General features: G+C 63.4%; 16 protein-coding genes. 7 read left to right on the top strand and 9 right to left on the bottom strand.

What is annotated here, in order from left to right; genetic code table 11:
• Nucleotides 1-37: 37 nt before the first annotated feature.
• Complete coding sequence (locus tag CIW50_RS05560) at nucleotides 38-415, bottom strand: DUF2946 family protein (RefSeq protein ID WP_149530203.1); 378 nt, start codon at nucleotides 413-415, stop codon at nucleotides 38-40.
• A 204-nt stretch (nucleotides 416-619) separates the two neighbouring features.
• The gene (locus CIW50_RS05565; protein WP_149530204.1) at nucleotides 620-1,546 is read right to left on the bottom strand and encodes a LysR family transcriptional regulator; all 927 of its coding nucleotides are present in this window, start codon (nucleotides 1,544-1,546) and stop codon (nucleotides 620-622) included.
• A 101-nt stretch (nucleotides 1,547-1,647) separates the two neighbouring features.
• On the opposite strand from CIW50_RS05565, the gene CIW50_RS05570 reads away from it, so the two are divergent.
• Nucleotides 1,648-3,342, top strand: coding sequence for an FAD-dependent oxidoreductase (locus CIW50_RS05570; protein ID WP_149530205.1), 1,695 nt, complete (start codon nucleotides 1,648-1,650; stop codon nucleotides 3,340-3,342).
• Nucleotides 3,339-4,325, top strand: coding sequence for a Bug family tripartite tricarboxylate transporter substrate binding protein (locus CIW50_RS05575; protein WP_149530206.1), 987 nt, complete (start codon nucleotides 3,339-3,341; stop codon nucleotides 4,323-4,325). The genes CIW50_RS05570 and CIW50_RS05575 overlap by 4 nt, the downstream gene beginning before the upstream one ends.
• A gap of 21 nt (nucleotides 4,326-4,346) precedes the next feature.
• Here CIW50_RS05575 and CIW50_RS05580 read toward each other — a convergent pair whose 3' ends face one another.
• Genes CIW50_RS05580 through CIW50_RS05595 form a run of 4 tightly spaced genes read right to left on the bottom strand, consistent with a single transcriptional unit; the run spans nucleotide 4,347 to nucleotide 11,181 of the window.
• Complete coding sequence (locus CIW50_RS05580) at nucleotides 4,347-6,410, bottom strand: hypothetical protein (RefSeq protein WP_149530207.1); 2,064 nt, start codon at nucleotides 6,408-6,410, stop codon at nucleotides 4,347-4,349.
• 9 nt (nucleotides 6,411-6,419) lie between these two features.
• Nucleotides 6,420-9,233 carry a DUF4159 domain-containing protein gene (locus CIW50_RS05585; protein ID WP_149530438.1) on the bottom strand — a complete coding sequence of 938 codons (2,814 nt, stop codon included), beginning with the start codon at nucleotides 9,231-9,233 and terminating at the stop codon, nucleotides 6,420-6,422.
• Complete coding sequence (locus CIW50_RS05590) at nucleotides 9,233-10,177, bottom strand: DUF58 domain-containing protein (protein WP_149530208.1); 945 nt, start codon at nucleotides 10,175-10,177, stop codon at nucleotides 9,233-9,235. The genes CIW50_RS05585 and CIW50_RS05590 overlap by 1 nt, the downstream gene beginning before the upstream one ends.
• Nucleotides 10,177-11,181 carry an AAA family ATPase gene (locus tag CIW50_RS05595; RefSeq protein WP_149530209.1) on the bottom strand — a complete coding sequence of 335 codons (1,005 nt, stop codon included), beginning with the start codon at nucleotides 11,179-11,181 and terminating at the stop codon, nucleotides 10,177-10,179. The genes CIW50_RS05590 and CIW50_RS05595 overlap by 1 nt, the downstream gene beginning before the upstream one ends.
• Nucleotides 11,182-11,442: 261 nt before the next feature.
• Here CIW50_RS05595 and CIW50_RS05600 point away from each other — a divergent pair, with 261 nt between their 5' ends.
• Genes CIW50_RS05600 through CIW50_RS05620 form a run of 5 tightly spaced genes read left to right on the top strand, consistent with a single transcriptional unit; the run spans nucleotide 11,443 to nucleotide 15,143 of the window.
• On the top strand, nucleotides 11,443-12,054 hold the full coding sequence (locus CIW50_RS05600; protein ID WP_149530210.1) for a DUF1285 domain-containing protein: 612 nt from the start codon (nucleotides 11,443-11,445) through the stop codon (nucleotides 12,052-12,054).
• Nucleotides 12,055-12,089: 35 nt separating this feature from the next.
• On the top strand, nucleotides 12,090-12,755 hold the full coding sequence (locus tag CIW50_RS05605; RefSeq protein WP_149530211.1) for a CoA pyrophosphatase: 666 nt from the start codon (nucleotides 12,090-12,092) through the stop codon (nucleotides 12,753-12,755).
• Nucleotides 12,752-13,015, top strand: a complete 264-nt coding sequence (locus CIW50_RS05610) for a DUF6111 family protein (protein WP_149530212.1) — start codon at nucleotides 12,752-12,754, stop codon at nucleotides 13,013-13,015. The genes CIW50_RS05605 and CIW50_RS05610 overlap by 4 nt, the downstream gene beginning before the upstream one ends.
• Nucleotides 13,012-14,265 (top strand): CCA tRNA nucleotidyltransferase, encoded by a 1,254-nt coding sequence (locus CIW50_RS05615; protein ID WP_149530213.1) that lies wholly within the window; start codon nucleotides 13,012-13,014, stop codon nucleotides 14,263-14,265. Before CIW50_RS05610 ends, CIW50_RS05615 begins: the two co-directional genes overlap by 4 nt.
• Before the next feature lie 14 nt (nucleotides 14,266-14,279).
• Nucleotides 14,280-15,143 carry a serine hydrolase domain-containing protein gene (locus CIW50_RS05620; protein ID WP_149530214.1) on the top strand — a complete coding sequence of 288 codons (864 nt, stop codon included), beginning with the start codon at nucleotides 14,280-14,282 and terminating at the stop codon, nucleotides 15,141-15,143.
• A 47-nt stretch (nucleotides 15,144-15,190) separates the two neighbouring features.
• Here the strand turns inward: CIW50_RS05620 and CIW50_RS05625 are convergent, their stop codons facing one another.
• The 3 genes from CIW50_RS05625 to CIW50_RS05635 form a co-directional block, all read right to left on the bottom strand.
• Nucleotides 15,191-15,442, bottom strand: a complete 252-nt coding sequence (locus CIW50_RS05625; RefSeq protein WP_149530215.1) for a YodC family protein — start codon at nucleotides 15,440-15,442, stop codon at nucleotides 15,191-15,193.
• An 82-nt stretch (nucleotides 15,443-15,524) separates the two neighbouring features.
• A complete protein-coding gene (locus CIW50_RS05630; RefSeq protein ID WP_149530216.1) occupies nucleotides 15,525-16,250 on the bottom strand; it encodes an aspartate/glutamate racemase family protein in 726 nt (241 codons plus the stop codon).
• Between the two features lie 106 nt (nucleotides 16,251-16,356).
• The gene (locus CIW50_RS05635) at nucleotides 16,357-16,710 is read right to left on the bottom strand and encodes a nuclear transport factor 2 family protein (protein WP_149530217.1); all 354 of its coding nucleotides are present in this window, start codon (nucleotides 16,708-16,710) and stop codon (nucleotides 16,357-16,359) included.
• Between the last annotated feature and the right edge of the window lie 50 nt (nucleotides 16,711-16,760).

Raw genomic sequence — 16,760 nt, forward strand, 5'->3', positions numbered from 1 at the left:
CGCGAGGAATTCGCGGCAGCGATCGTCAAAGGTGATGTCAGGAAACGGGAGGGCCGCGCGGCTGCGATGCGCCGCTGATGGCGTCGAGATGCTCGAATTCGGCTGTGGTGATCCGCTGCAGCAGAACGGCAGCCTGCGGCAACAGTAGGACTGGCGGTGCGGCAAACAGCGCCGTGCCGGCCATCGCCATGACGGCGCAGATGGCGCAGGGATCGGCAGCGCGATGATGGTGGTCGGTATCGGGAGCGGCCGGTGTCTGCACAGCGTCGCTCGCCGCGCGCGCGAAGGTCGCGTCGAGCGGAGCCGCATGGACCGTTCCGCCATGGACATGGCCGAACGACAGGATGAGCTGCACCGCCAGCGCGAACAGCGCCAGCTTTGCCCCATGTCTGATATTCGTCCGAAACCACTTCATGCCGACAGGCCGCCTTGCATCGGCCGGCGGAGAGGTCTGCCATGCCCGATGTTATAATGTAACATCGCGCGGCAGGCGGCCGGGTGTCAACGGCCAGTCATCTCCAGACACAGAAACGGGGCTTGCTGTGGGATTACGGCAACGTTTCGCGGCGACGGATGGCGGCCAATCCACGCTGATAACGAGAGACATCAAAGTTGTCGGCTACACCGTCGCGCGTCTTGCAACGGCTGTCGCGTGTGCGCCGGCCAATACACGCGCCGCCGTCTTCTGAAATTGGAGCGCTGCCGGCGACAGACTGCGGCCGGTCTGCTGAATCCAGGACAGTTGCCGCGTGATCGCCGGTCGCACCAGTTGAAGAGCGATCAGACCCGGGTACTGCTCGGTCGGCATCATATATGAGGGTAAAATCGCATAGCCGATGCCCTTCGCCGTCATCGAAAGCGCCGTGTTGATGAGGGATACTTCATGGGTCGGGATGAGCGTCTTGCCATCGCGACCCAGTCGTTTGTCGATCTGAGCGCGGATCAGCGTGTTGCGACGCATTGCGATGGTCGGCAGTGTCGCAAGTTCATCCCACGACAACGTTTGCATCGCCGCGATCGGGCAACCTGGCCAGCCAATGGCGCAGAGACGTCCTCTGACCAGAGGCGTCAGCGCCACCTCGGGCACCGGGCCATCCACGCTGCCGATGGCGAATTCGGCGTCCGACGCCAGCAGCGCGCTTACGAGTTGATCGGATGCAACATCGCGCATGATGACATCGACGTCGGGATATGCGGTGCTGAATGTCGCGAGCACGGCCGGCATCAGCGCGGAGGCTGCACCGGCCGATGCGACGAAGACGACTGTGCCGCTCCGTGCTTCCGACAAACTGCGCATCTGACGCGTGAGGCCGAGCGCGTCGCCCAACATGCGCTCCGCGGCTCGTACTGCGTCGCGCCCGGCTGCGGTCGGTATACACGACCGTGTCGTGCGGTCGAACATGGACAGACCCAGCTGCAATTCAAGCTGGCGGAGCAGCAGGCTGACTGCCGCCTGAGTGATGTGAAGTTCTTGCGCTGCGCGCGTCATCGAGCCTGTGCGGTTGACCGCGACCAATGCTTCCAGTTGGCGAAGGGTGATATTCATGAGCTGATCTTATCAATCCATGCTCGAAAAGCGACTTCTCTTATCAAGAGTTTGAGCTAGCTTCAACGTAACGCGCGCAGACGCGGTCGAGGGAGCCAGCCATGCAAGACTATGAAACATCCGTCGTGATTGTCGGTGCAGGGCCCGTGGGTCTCACCGCTGCCCTGGACCTCGCCTCCAGAGGAATCGACGTGATTGTCCTCGAAACGAGGCACGCCGGCGAGCCGCCCAATGTAAAATGCAATCATGTTTCGGCGCGATCGATGGAAGTCTTTCGCCGGCTTGGCATCGTGGCCCAGATCCGCGACGCCGGTCTGCCGGCCGACTTTCCCAACGATTGTTCGTATCGCACCACCGCAACGGGCATCGAGCTCAGTCGGATCGTCATCCCGTCGCGTGCAACGCGCTACACCGCGAGCGATGGACCTGACACCTGGTGGCCGACACCTGAGCCGCCGCACCGCATCAATCAGATCTATCTCGAACCCGTCTTGTTTGCGAACGCTGCCGCCAATCCCAGGATCACGATTCTGTCCCGCACGGAGATGATGCATTTCGATCAGGACATATCGGGTATCTCGGTCGAGGCCCGCGCGCTCGATGAGGACCGATCTTTCAGCATCCGCACCAAATTCCTCGTCGGATGCGATGGCGGCCGCTCGCTGACGCGCAAACTGATCGGCGCGTCTTTCGTCGGCACGCCTGTGATCCAGCGGGTGCAATCGACACTCATCGATGCGCCGGATCTGAAGACCCTGATGCAGCCGCATACACCAGCCTGGATGGTGCTGGCGCTCAATCCGCGCCGGACCGGCACTGTCGTTGCCATCGACGGGCATGACCGATGGCTGATTCACAATCACCTCAAACCGGACGAGCCGGAATTCGACTCGGTCGACCGCGACTGGTCGATTCGAACAATCCTGGGTGTCGCGCTTGATTTCAAATACGAGGTCGTCAGCAAGGAAGATTGGGTCGGGCGCCGTCTCGTCGCTGACCGCTTCCGTGACCGGCGTGCCTTCATCTGCGGCGATGCTGCGCATCTGTGGATGCCTTACGCCGGCTATGGAATGAACGCCGGCATCGCGGATGCGGTTTCGCTGTGCTGGATGCTTGCAGCGCATCTCAACGGCTGGGCGGATGCCGGTCTGCTCGATGCCTATGCGGCCGAACGTCAGCCGATTACCGATCAGGTGTCGCGGTTTGCGATGGAGCATGCGCTTGCCAGCATCAGTCAGCGCGGCGCAGTACCTGCGGTGATTGAAGAGGACAGCGAGGCTGGTGCAGCGGCGCGTACCGCGGTCGGCCGTGCCGCCTATGATCTGAACGTGAAGCAGTACTGCTGCGCCGGGCTCAATTTCGGCTATTTTTACGACCAGTCACCGGTCATCGCCTATGATGGCGAGGCACCTCCGGCCTACACGATGGGCGACTTCGAACCCTCGACGGCACCGGGCGCCAGGATGCCGCATGTCTGGCTAAGCGATGGTCGCTCGATCTTCGACGCGATGGGGCCCGGCTATACGCTGTTGCGCTACGACCCGGCTTGCGACGTCACGGCACTGAGTGAGGCCGCGCGCCGCAACGGAGTTCCCCTGACGGTGATCGATCTGTCGATGGTGGAGGTCAGCGGAGGGCAGCCGGCCAAAGCGCTTCTGCTGGTGCGACCGGATCAGCACATTGCCTGGCGTGGCCATCTCCCGCCAACGAATCCCGAGGCGTTGATTCATCTGATCACCGGTAGAGGTGCGCAGGAAAGCCCGGCTTTGCATACTGTTTCGGGAGCTATCGCATGACCGTATTTACTCCTACCCGCAGGATGTTGCTTGCGGGCACGGCCAGTTCGATCGTGGTCGGCACGACGACGCCTGTGTGGGCCGCCTATCCTGACCAACTCATCAAGATTGTCGTCACCTTTCCGCCGGGCGGCAGCGCCGATATTTTTATTCGTGCACTCGAACCGGTGATCGCTGCAGATCTGAAGCAGGGCTTCGTCATCGAAAATCGCGGCGGCGCGGGCGGCAATATCGGTATGCAGGCGGTGGCGCAGGCCAAGCCTGACGGCTACACCCTCGGTGTCGCGCCCGCCGGTGTGTTGACAATCAACCCGCATATCAATCCGTCGATGCCGTTCGATCCTATCAAGGATCTGGCGCCGATTACGCTGCTCGCAGACATTCCGTTTGTTCTGGTCGCAGCGGCTGACGCCCCATTTGCCACGTTGAAAGAGGCGATTGCGGTCGCTACCGCGAAGCCCGGGCAACTATCGGTGGGCTATGGCGGCAATGGCACCGTGATGCACATGACGGCTGCGCTGTTTCTCCAAACAACGAATGTCAAACTGACTCTGGTTCCCTATCGGGGCACGGGGCCCGCGGTGACCGATGTCCTTGCCGGGCATATCCCGCTTGCGGTGTTGGACATCCCCAGTTCACTGGAATTGATCCGTGCCGGGCGGTTAAAACCACTCGGTGTCACCAGCGGCAGGCGCGTGCCGTTCCTTCCCGAAGTGCCCACACTTGATGAGCAAGGTGTTGCCGGGTTTGAATCGACGGGCTGGTTCGGCCTCGTCGCTCCCGCCGCGACACCTGGCGACATCGTTGCGCGCTTGAATGCCGCCTTCGTCAAGGCGCTGGGAGATCCGGACGTGATCGAGAAGCTGCGGACGATCGGTGCGCAACCGGCACCAACGACGCCGGAAGCCTTCGCCGCCTATATCCGCTCGGAAAGCGCCAAATGGGGGCGCCTCACGCGGGAGATGAACCTCGCGGCGCAATGATCCGCGCCGCGATCGTTCGTATTACCGGCTCTCTCTCAACCACGTCGCCGCAAAAGCGCCGAGCAGCAGCAAGAGCCCGATGAGGCCGGCGAACATCGGCAGCACGCCGACGCCACGGACCACGCTCGCGTCGCGCATATGCACGCCCATCCAGCCATCGCCGCGGAACACCGTCGAGGAGCGCACCGGCACGATGCGCGGTAGCTCGATGCCCGAACCTTCATTGATGCGTCGGGCATCGCCACCGCTGGCCAGTGCCAGGGGCTTCAACATTTCGGTGGTCGAGGTGACCTCCGAAAATTCCTTCGGGTTGATCGGGCCGACATTGATCAGCGCCTTCAGCGTGCCGTCGGTGGCCTGCCACAGGCCGAGTTCGTCCGCCGGAGTGGTCGAGCGCCAGAGACCCGGCTCGCCGGCCGACAGCGTCAGTTCGCGGGTCTTGCCGGAAGGCGAGGTGACGGTTACGGGCTGGACTGTGTCGCCCATGGTCTGCCTGACCACCACGAGATCCTTGCCCTGACTCTGCAGCTTCAGTGCTTCCTCGTCGAGATCCGGCTGCTTCATCAGCCAGTGCGACATCCTACGCAGCAGATCGAGATGCGGGCCGCCGCCTTCATAGCCGCGTGCCCATAGCCAGATGTGATCCGACAGCAGCAGTGCGACACGGCCTTCGCCGGAGCGCGACAGCAGCAGCAGGGGATTGCCGTCGGCGCCGGTCATCACCGGTGGGGTTGTGGTGTTGCGGGTCTCGACGGTACGGAAGAAGCGGCTCCATTTCGGCGGCTCGGAACTGGAGCCTTCGAGGCCGCGCGTCACCGGATGGCGCTTCCCGACATCGCTGAGATGCGCATAGAACGGCTTCTCGCTGACACCGACGGGCTCGGCGGGCAGCACCGAATCCAGAGGCGTGCGCCAGATCGAGGTGTTCGATGCGTAATCGGGGCCGGCCGAGACCAGCACAGCGCCGCCGGCGCGGACATAGCGCGCGATATTGTCGAAATAGGCGATCGGCAGCACACCCTGGCGGGCATAGCGATCGAAGATGATCAGCTGGAATTCGTGAATCTTCTGCTGGAACAGTTCGCGGGTCGGGAAAGCGATCAGCGACAGTTCGTTGATCGGCGTGCCGTCCTGCTTCTCCGGCGGGCGCAGAATGGTGAAGTGCACGAGGTCGATCGAGGCGTCGGACTTCAGCAGGTTGCGCCAGGTGCGCTCGCCGGAATGCGGCTCGCCGGACACCAACAGCACGCGGAGCTTGTCGCGCACGCCATCGATGGCAACCACGGCGCGGTTGTTCACCAGCGTCAGTTCGTTGTCGAGTGGCGAGGCCTCGATCTCGACGATGTTCGGGCCGGCATGTTTGATGTCGATATCGACAGACACGGTCTGGCCGGACAGCACCGTGCGCTCGCTCAGCGTATCGCCGTCGCGGCGGATGGCGACGCGGGCGCGCTCGCCTGTGACGCCCTGATCGTCGAGCCGGAAGGTGATCTTCTGCGACTGGCCGACGATTCCAAAACGAGGCGCAGCCGTAATGGCGATGCGGCGGTCGCGCTCGTCCTTGCGGCCAGTGATCAGTGCATGCACCGGCGCATTGAAGCCAAGGCCGGCGACATTGGCGGGAATGTCGTGGACGCGGCCGTCGGTGATCAGGAAGGCGCCGGCGACGCGATCGGTCGGCACGTCGGAGAGAGCGGAGGACAACGCCCCGAACAGTTTGGTGCCGTCGGTCTCACCATCGGCCTGTCCGGCTTCGACAACACGGACCTCGAGGCCTTTGACCTGCTTCAGCCGGTCGACCAGTTGCTTTTGCGCGTCCTCGGTCTCCTTGGTGCGCTCGCCGAAATTCTGGCTCGGGCTCTTGTCGATCACGACGGCGGCGACCGAGGACAGCGGTTCGCGCTCTTCGCGGGTAAAGGACGGATTGGCGAGCGCCAGCAGGATCAGCGCCAGCGCTGCCACGCGTATAGCAGCACCACGGGCGCGTCCGAGCAGCAGCAGCGCAGCGATCACCATGATGGCGGCGAGGCCGATCCACAGCACGATGGTCGGAACGAGGGGCGTAAACGCGATGCCGTATTGCATGTCGCGCTCCTATTGTCCGAGACGTTCGATGAGCGCCGGCGCGTGCACCTGATCGGCTTTGTAGTTGCCAGTCAGCGTGTACATCACGATGTTGACGCCAGCCCGGAATGCGAATTCGCGCTGGCGCGGTTCGCCGGGCGTCAGCGGCAGCATCGGCTGGCCATCGGGGCGCATCGCCCATGCGCCGGCGAGATCGTTCGAGGTGATGATGATCGGCGACACGCCGTCGCCGCCGCGGGCCGGACGCGAGGCAGCGTCATCGCCGTCGTCGCGCGGCAGCGTTTCGACCCAGGTCGGTCCGGAATTGAAGCGGCCGGGGAAGTCGCGCAGCAGATAGAAGGTCTTGGTCAGCACGTGCTCGCGCGGCACCGGCTCGAGCTCGGGCACATCGAGCGACGAGAGAATGTTGCGCAGCGTCAGCATGCCCGGCGTCTGTGATTCGCCATTCGGTCCGGGGGGCGCCTCGACGGCGTCGCGGGTGTCGAACAGCACCGTGCCGCCTTGCTTCATGTAGGCGTCAATGCGGTTGATGGCTTCCTGCGGCGGCTTGGCCGTGCCGGGAATGATCGGCCAATAGATCAGCGGGAAGAACGACAGTTCATCGCGTGCCGGATCGATGCCGACAGGTTCGCCGGCTTCCAGCGCCGTACGCTGCGCCAGAAACAGCGTCAGTCCTGTCATGCCCGACTTCACGATGGAGTCGACGTCGGCATTCCCCGTCACGACATAAGCGAGCCGGGTCTGCGACACGGCCTTGATGGCGAAATCGTCGCTGGCCTGGTCGGCACGCGATGGCGAAGGGGTACTCATCACCGTCGTTAGCGCGAGAGCCACCGCGAGTACGGTCGACACAGCGCGGCGGCGGAACATCGCGGCGATGGCGCCGCCGAGCAGCGCGACGATGATCGCGTCGACCAAAAACAGCGCCAGCGCCGTGGAGAGCAGGATGCCGCGAAGGTCGCGCGGTTCGGCGTTTGTGTAGCTGGCGCGGTTGGCCCTGAGCGCCGAGAAGTCGATCGGGCCAATGCGATCTGCCGATGCCAGCGCATTCACGGCAAGCGGACCATCGGCAGGGCCATAGAAACCCGGTGGGTGATCGAGCGTGGCGCGGTCACGATAATCGGCCGCGAGCGGCTTTGCAGTCGACGGCGGCGGCGTGAAGGCACCGAAGCCGTCCAGCGTGCGCAGCGGCGCAACCGTCTCCGCGCCGGTCTCGCCCGCGACACCTGCGCCGGGGGTGGACGTATAGCCGGAGATATCGACGACTCTGCGCAGCATTTCGACGAAGGTGCCAGACAAAGGCAGGTCCGACCAGCGCATATCGGCGCTGACATGGAACAGGGTGACAAGACCCTTGCCGCGACGCTCGCCAGTGACCAGCGGCGTGCCGTCGGCCAGTGAGGCCCAGCTCTTCGAGGCCAGTGCGGCATTAGGCTCGGCAAGCACTTGACGATTGACAGTGATGTCCTTCGGCACAGTCAGACCGGCAAACGGACCGTCCGCGGAGAACGACGCCATATGTTGCGGTTTCTCCCAGGTGAGGCTGCCGCCAAGACTGCGGTCACCGCGACGCAGTTTCACTGGCACCAGATCGTCATCGCCCTGCGCGAGGCGCGGACCGGCAAAGCGTACCAAAACGCCGCCGGCATCGATCCAGGTGTTCAGGCGCTCGCGGATTTCCGGCGACAGCGTGCCGACATCGGCCAGCACGATCATCGGCAGCTTCTGATCGAGGAACTGCGTGATCGCCTGCTGTGGCGCGCCGCGGTCGCCAAGGCGAACATCAGCGAAAGGTGCCAGCGCGCGAGTGAGATAGAAGGTCGAGGCCAGCAGCGGCTGCGCTGTGTCTGATGTCGCGCCGGATACGATGCCGATGGCGCGGCGGCGCCAGCGCTTGTCGAGCAGTTGCACGGCACCGGCGGAGCGTTCACCGGTGATTTCCAGCCGTGCGATGTCGTTACGCAGCTCGACGGGAAGATCGAACGAGGCTTCGGTCTCGCGGTCACTCGGCGTGAACAGGAACTTGGCTTCGCCGATCGGCGATCCCTTCTGGTCGAGGCCGCGCACGATGCCGCCGTCGGGGCCGCCGCTATTGGCGCGCAGCACCTTCACTGTCATTTTGGCTGCGGCATTCTCCGCTGCGACCAGCGCATGGGCCGGCGTGGCGCCGCCGTCATAGATGGTCAGTGTGCGGTCGCCGATGGTCTTTGCAAGGCCCTGCGTGAAGTCCGCGCCACGGCCCGTGTCGACTCCGTCAGAGAGCCAGACAATTTCGCTGTCGCCGGTGGCTTTCAAAAAACGCTCCAGCGCCGGCAGCGTATCGACACGATCGATGGCATAAGGCTTCGGCGAAAGCTGGCGCAGTGTCACGCGCGCGGTACCGCCGGGCAGCAGTGTGATGTCGCGGTTCGGCTCCGACAGCGGCACGAGTGCCACGCCGCGGCGATTGCTGTCGGCATTGGCGATCAGCTCATCCGCCGCCTTGACGCGTGCGTCCCAGCTCGCGGCGGCGCTCCATCCGTCGTCGAGCAGGATGGTCAGCGGTGCGTTGCTGCCCGCGGTGCCGGTCTGCGGATTCCAGATCGGGCCGGCGGCGGCGAAGATGATGAGCGCCGCAGCCAGCAGGCGCAGCAGCGTCAGCCACCAGGGCGAGCGCGATGGAGTCTCTTCCTTGGGCGTGATATCGAACAGCAGGCGTGTCGGCGGAAACGCGATGCGCTGCGGACGCGGTGGCATCACGCGCAGCAGCCACCATAGCACCGGAAGGCTTATCAGGCCGAGCAGCAGCAGCGGTTGGGCAAAAGCGAGCGGAAAACCACCGATCATGCTGAACGTCCTGCCTTGACCATGATGCCGCCGCCGGCAGATTTGCTGACCATCATGCCGCCATGCAGGAACAGCAGCAGTTCAGCCGCAGAGCGGCTCGTCGTGTGCGTCGAGAACAGCCAGCCGAGTTTGGTCGTCTCGGCACGGATTTCCTCGCGATGCGCGGCGACGCGGGCGACGTAATCCTCGGCCCAGGTCTGCGCCCGGCCGGCAGTAATGACATTGCCGCTTTCCGGCTCGACGAATTCGACGCGGCCCGAATAAGGGAAGCTTTCTTCGGCGGGATCGACGACTTGCACCAGCGCGCCATGCGCGCCGGATGAAGAAAGTCCCGCCAGCATTTCCTTGATCTCCGGCATAGGCGACCAGAAATCGCCGAGCACCACGATCTCGGCCAGCGCAGACGGCACGAATGACGGCGGCAGGCTGTTGCGGTTCGATGTATCGTGCAGCATCGCCTGCGCCATCTTGTCGATGACGCTGCGGCTGGAGGTCGGATTCATCAGGCCGGGCACGCCGACGCGTTCGCCGCCAGCGACGAGAAGTTCAGCCAGGGCAAAAGTCACGATCAAGGCGCGCTCGAGCTTGCTGTCGCGTGCGCCTTTCGATGCGAAAGCCATCGACAGAGAACGATCGGGCCACAGCCAGACGGTGTGCGCTGCTTCCCATTCCTGCTCGCGGACATACAAATGATCGTCGCGTGCCGAGCGGCGCCAATCGACATTCTGCGACGGCTCGCCGGAGACGAAGCGGCGATATTGCCAGAAGCTTTCGCCATGGCCGGCGCGGCGCCGGCCATGCAGGCCATGGATCACGGTCGCAGCGATGCGCCGGGCTTCCAGGACCAAACGCGGCAGGCTTGCTGCAAGCGAGCGGCTTTCGCCATCGGCGCGGCGGACTGCCAGAATTTCCTGTGTGGCGTGATCCGGCGCTGCGGCCATCAACCGATCCGCGACTTGAGCTGACGGATCACGTCGGCGACCGTGCGGCCTTCGGCACGCGCCGAGAAGGTCAGCGCCATACGATGCTTCAGGATCGGTTCGGCGAGATAGAGCACGTCGTCGATCGACGGTGCGAGACGGCCATCGAGCAATGCACGCGCACGCACCGCCAGCATCAGCGACTGCGACGCGCGCGGGCCAGGACCCCAGGCGATCAGCTTCGAGGCATCGCCTGCGTCCGGTCCCGGACGTGCGGAGCGCACGAGCGTGAGGATAGCTTCGACGACGCTGTCGCCGACCGGCAGGCGGCGCACGAGGCGCTGTGCGGTGATCAGCGTGTCGGCGGTCACCGCGGCCTTGGCGATGGTCTCCTCGGCGCCGGTGGTTTCGAACAGGATGCGGCGCTCGGCATCGCGATCGGGATAATCGACATCGATTTCCATCAGGAAGCGGTCGAGCTGCGCTTCCGGCAGCGGATAGGTGCCTTCCTGTTCCAGCGGGTTCTGCGTCGCCAGCACATGGAACGGCTTCGGCAGGTCGTGCCGTGCGCCGGCGACGGTGATGTGCTGTTCCTGCATCGCCTGCAGCAAGGCGGATTGCGTGCGCGGCGAGGCGCGGTTGATTTCGTCGGCCATCAGAAGCTGCGCGAACACGGGTCCCGAGATGAAACGGAACGAGCGCTTGCCGGCCACGCTCTCGTCGAGCACTTCGGCGCCGAGAATGTCCGATGGCATCAGGTCGGGTGTGAACTGGATGCGCTTGGCGTCGAGGCCGAGCGTGACGCCGAGCGTTTCCACCAGCTTGGTCTTGGCGAGGCCTGGGACGCCGATCAGCAGCGCATGGCCGCCGGACAGGATCGTCACCAGCGTGTTTTCGACGACGCGTTCCTGGCCGAAGATGACAGTGGAAATCGCTTCCTTGGCGGCGCGCATCTGGCCAGCCACCTGTTCCGCGGAGCGGACAATCACGTCTTCGAGTTTCTCGACACTGTCAGCGCCAGCCATCCATTGCTCCTTCGGGTGAACGGCGCCTGAAATACGCCGCCGCATTTGTCGTCACGCCATCTTAGTATTCCATGAACCTGATGCTAAACTTAAGCGAAGGCCATGTATTTGTTGAATTAAACTATCCCCACAATATCGGGATGCGGCTATGAACTGCATCACGTTGTGGCGAGTTGGATTGTGACACCGCACGTTTCAAGACTTGAGTTTCAAGGCTTGCACCAAACGTGCCAAATGGCAGTGGTAAAGTCAGGGCAAACAATGGCGAAGCAAGGGCAGATCGCAAATCAGGGGCTGGATGGCCTGACCACAGCGGCAAGGGATGCAGCGACTGATGGTAAAGCCGTTAAGGGCCTGCCGCCGGTGCATCTGTGGAATCCGCCATTCTGCGGTGATCTCGACATGCGAATCGCTGGCGATGGTACGTGGTTCTATTTGGGAACGCCGATAGGGCGGCCGGCATTGGTGCGGCTCTTCTCGACCATCCTGAAGCGTGAGGACGGCAAGCACTTTCTCGTGACCCCCGTGGAGAAGGTCGGCATCACCGTCGACGATGCGCCTTTTCTCGCCGTCGAGATGCTCAAGGAGCAGGACGCGCGCGGAACGACACTGAAGTTTCGCACCAATGTCGACGATTGGGTGGCGTGTGACGGCGAACATCAGCTGCGATTCGAGATGGCCGAGGACGGTGGGCTGACGCCCTATCTGCATGTGCGCAGCGACTTGTGGGCCAAGGTGACGCGGGCGATCTATTACGATCTGGTTGACATGGGTGAGGAGCGGATGGTCGATGGTACTGCGATGTTCGGCATTGCCTCCGCGGGCGCGTTTTTCGCCATGGCCAATGCGGAGCAGGTCAGGGAAGCCACCTAAGTGAGCGGATTGAAGTGAGCCGGGCGAATGAGCCGATGCTGAAGACCGACGCGGATGCCGTGGATATCGGTTCAGTTGAGTTTTTCAAGCGGGCGAAGGCACGTTTGAATTTCGATGTGCCCGAGGGGCTCACCGACGCCAGCATCATTCCCGTCACGGGCGATGCCGGCAACGACCGCATGATCCAGATCGTAGCGCAGGAGCGGCCAGTCCGCCCCGCCGCGGTGCTGATCGGCATCGTCGAACACGAAAAGCCAACCGTGCTGCTCACCCAGCGCTCGGCGCATCTCAACGACCATGCCGGGCAGATCTCGTTTCCCGGCGGCAAGATCGACCAGACCGATGCCTCGCCGCTCGACGCAGCCTTGCGCGAAGCCGAGGAGGAGATTGGCCTCGATCGCTCTTTCGTGGAGCCGATCGGCTATCTCGATCTCTATGCGACCGGCTTCGGCTTCCGCATCCTGCCGACGCTGGCGCGTGTGAAGCCGGGCTTTAAGCTAACCATCAATGAGAATGAAGTCGAAAGCGCCTTCGAAGTGCCGCTGGCGTTCCTGATGGATCCGGCCAATCACCAGCTGCACAGCAAGGAATTCCGCGGCATGGAGCGGTCCTATTACGCGATGCCGTTTGCGGAACGCTACATCTGGGGCGCCACCGCAGGCATCCTGCGCGTGCTGTATGAACGGATCGTGCTGACATGATCCGTCCGGTTCTGACCGAAGTCGGCATTTTTCTCATCCCGTTTGCGCTTTACGCCCTGTTTCTGTTCGCGACCAAAAACGGCGTGGTGCTGAAGTCGTCATGGCCGATGGCGGTGATGATCAGGCTTGCCATCGCCGCCTCCGTGCTGGTGATCGTGAGCCTCGTGCTACTCGCGCAATTTTCCGGTGCGCCGCCGGGCTCGACCTATGTCCCCGCGCATATCGAAAATGGCAGGCTCGTTCCCGGGGTGGAAAAATGAGTGCGCGCAAGCTGCACGACGCTCCGTGGCTGACGTCAGGACCGTCCGGGCAGGTACTGGCGCTGCTTAATGGCCATGACGAGGAAGCCCGCGTCGTTGGCGGCGCCGTACGCAACGCGCTGATGAAATTACCGGTGGGCGAGATCGACATCGCCACGACGGCGACACCCGACGAAGTGATCCGTCGCGCCAAGGTGGCGCATATCAAGAGCGTGCCGACGGGCATCGAGCACGGCACGGTAACACTGGTGGTCGATGGCGCGCCGTTCGAGGTCACGACCTTGCGCGAAGACGTCGAGACCTTCGGCCGCAAGGCCAGAGTGGCGTTCGGGCGCGACTGGAAACGCGATGCGGAGCGCCGCGACTTCACCATAAACGGGTTGTCGGCGTCGATCGACGGTGTGGTGCATGATCACGTCGGCGGTCTCGCCGATCTCGATGCACGGCGCGTACGCTTCATCGGCGATCCCGATCGGCGTATCGCCGAAGACTACCTGCGCATTCTCAGGTTCTTCCGCATTCATGCCGCCTATGGCGCCGGGGCGCCGGATCGCGAGGGCACTCTCGCCAGCATTCGTGGCCGCGATGGACTGGCGGGAATATCGGCCGAACGTATCAGGATGGAGTTACTGAAGCTGCTGGTGGCCGATGGGGCCTTCGCGGCGGTGGATGCAATGGTCGATGCCGGGCTGATGCTGCGCGTCATGGGCGGTGTCACCTATAAAGGGTCGTTCGCGGCGATGATCGCTATCGAGCAGGCGCTGGAGCTAAAACCAGATGCGGTTTTGAGGCTTGGCGCGCTTGGCGTGGCTGTCACCGAAGACGCGCGCCGGCTTGCGCAAAAGCTGCGTCTATCCAATGACGAAACCAAGGCACTGGATTCCATGGGCCATCGCTGGTGGCGGCTGAAGGGCATGGATGAACCGCACGCCCGGCGGCGGCTCTATCGGCTCGGCGAGGTCCGTTATCGTAATCGCATGATGCTGGCCTGGGCGCGCGCCGGCAGCGATGCCGATGTGGCGGCGTGGAAAGCACTCGTGACCTTGCCGGAGCGATGGACGCCGCCGGTATTTCCGCTCAAGGCCGCCGACTTCATGGCGCGCGGTATCGCCAAGGGCCCGGCGCTCGGCCATGTCCTGGCGCTGGCGGAAGATGCCTGGCTGGCGCTGGACTTTCCAATGGAAGTCGATGTGATGACTGTCATCGCCGACCAGACGATTGCGCGGTTCAAGCACGACCATCAGCTCTAGGTCTCGACGGCGTCATGAAGCATGTCGTTCGCCCCGGTTCCGTCGATACCAGCGATGATGCCGATGTCGTTGTGCCGTGGTGGAGTTTCACCAAGACGCTGATTGCCGCCACGGTACTGACCATGGTGCGCGATGGTCAGTTGGCGCTGGATGATGCGTTGCCGGGCGAGACCTTCACGCTTCGCCAGTTGCTGCAGCATCGTGCCGGTCTGGCAGATTACGGTTCACTTCCGGCCTATCATGCCGCAGTTGCCGCCGATGAAGAAGCGTGGCCCGCGGAACGGTTATTGCAATCGGTCGCTGCTCTGCATGCCGGAATGGAACCGGGTGATTTCGCTTATTCGAATGTCGGCTATCTCATGATCCGACAACATCTCGAACGCATGAGCGGGCTTCCGCTCGATGCCTTGATGCAACGCCGGCTGTTCGAACCGCTTGGCGTGGTCGGGCCATGCATCGCCGGTCAGCGCAGCGATCTTGCCAACGTGCGTATGGGCGATGCGCAGTCTTACGACCCGCGCTGGGTCTATCACGGGCTGGCGGTCGGCACTTTGCGCGATGCCGCAACGCTGTTGCATCGATTGATGACGACGGACTTGCTGCCGGCAGCACTGCACAAAGAAATGTGCGACGGGCTCGCTGTGGGCGATCCCGGCGCAGGGCGTCCCTGGCAACACGCGGCCTATGGTCTTGGCGTGATGACCGGAACGACAGTCAACGCTCTGCGCGTGGTCGGACATACCGGCGGAGGTCCGGGCAGCGGCATTGCCGTCTATCATTGCCCCGAACATGCGCATGCAACCGTTGCGGTCTTCGCGACCGGCGGTGCTGCAGGCAATATCGAGGCGGACGCTTTCAAACTCGGTCTGCAAAGGTGAGCAACAAGCTGCCGCCGGACATTTGCGCCCGGCGGCGGAAGGCCTGATCAGGCCACCTTGCTCTTGTGCTCTTCTTCTTCGTCGTCGTGTTCTTCAGTCTCATCGTCTTCGCTCTCGTCTTCGTCGTCATGCGGGACGACGAGGGCGAGTTCGAGCACGGCACGCGGAAGGGTCTCGCGGAACAAATCGCCTTCCTCGCCCAGCCAGATGCATTCGATGTTGTCGCCGTCAACGTCGGCCACTGTCAGAGGGCAACCGCCCGACTTCAGCATGACGACATCGCCTGATTTCAATTCCATGGTCGGCTCCCGAAATGTGTTTGACGCGTGTCGAGTCTAGCTGCGCGTCATGACAGGCCGAACACGGGGATGTTTCTGCCAGCTATTTTTGCTGAAGCAGTTTTGCGAGTTCCGCGCCGAGGCCGATGCTCTCCAGCGCAGGCGGCCGGCTGCTGTCGAAACCTTTTGTTGCCGCGGCGATCACGGCACGGGTGCCAGTCTCCACCGAACACAAGACAGGCACCGGCACTTCGGACTGGATGCGCGACGCCAGGCCGGTAAGTGCCGCGCCGCCGAGGATCACGACCTCGGCGCCGTCGTCCGTTGCACATGCGGTGCAGGCGTTTGCAAGTGCGGCCAGTGCTGCGTCGGGATTCCGTACAATTTCGCCGCCGGTTGGCGCGATGGTGCGAACGCAAGCGAGTTTGTCGCCCAAACCAATACTGCCGACGAATTCCCGGAGCATCGGCCCCCAGAGTGCGCCGCCGGTGACGATGGCGAAGCGGCCGCGTCTGGATGCCTCGATGCAGGATGCCTCTGCCATGCCGACCACCGGGATATCGGCGATTTCACGCAACGCCAGCAGGCCAGGGTCGCCGAAACAGGCGAGATAAACCGCATCGCAGACGTCTCCTCCATGGGAAGCATATGCGTCGAGCGCGGCATGACCTGCGATGGCCGCCGAGGCGCGTGTCGAGATGTAGCGCGCTCCGAACCGGCCGGTCACGGGCACGAAGGTCGCCGCATCGCCGGCGATGGCCTCGACATGCCGTTTTACGAGCGTGGTGACGCTCTCGGTGGTGTTGGGATTGATCAGCAGGATGCGCACGGGATGGGCTCTCGATGAGTCCGTCCACTATAGGCGTCAGCGTGGGAAATGCACGGCGATAGTCCGCATCCAGGCGGGGGCGCATGACGTGTCGCCAGCGGTCGTCTTAGCTGCCCGCGCCATAATAGGCTTCGCTGCGAACGACCTGGTGATCGGCATCGAAATCCATCATTTCGCATGCCCGGGTCGGTCCACCGGGCAGCGGCGCGCTCCACCAGATCGTCAGGCGCTGCAACTCGCCATCCCAGGCGGCGCTTTCCAACGTGAGGTTTGGCTCGGTCAGTCCGCCATAGGCGGCGTGCCAATAGGTGCGAATGGCGTCGCGCCCCTTTATGATGGATGATCCCGTGAATTTCGTCGCCAGCGGGCTGCGCATCTCGCCTTCGGGAGCAAAATGATCAACGATCGTATCGATCGCGAGCCGATTCCAATCTGCAGCCCATTGCTGCGCGAATGCCATCGCGTCCTGCCGCCTCAACACGCGTCCCGTCTCCCTATCGAGAGCCTTCG

It is taken from the genome of Tardiphaga sp. P9-11 (assembly GCF_008329525.1).
Taxonomy (GTDB): domain Bacteria; phylum Pseudomonadota; class Alphaproteobacteria; order Rhizobiales; family Xanthobacteraceae; genus Tardiphaga.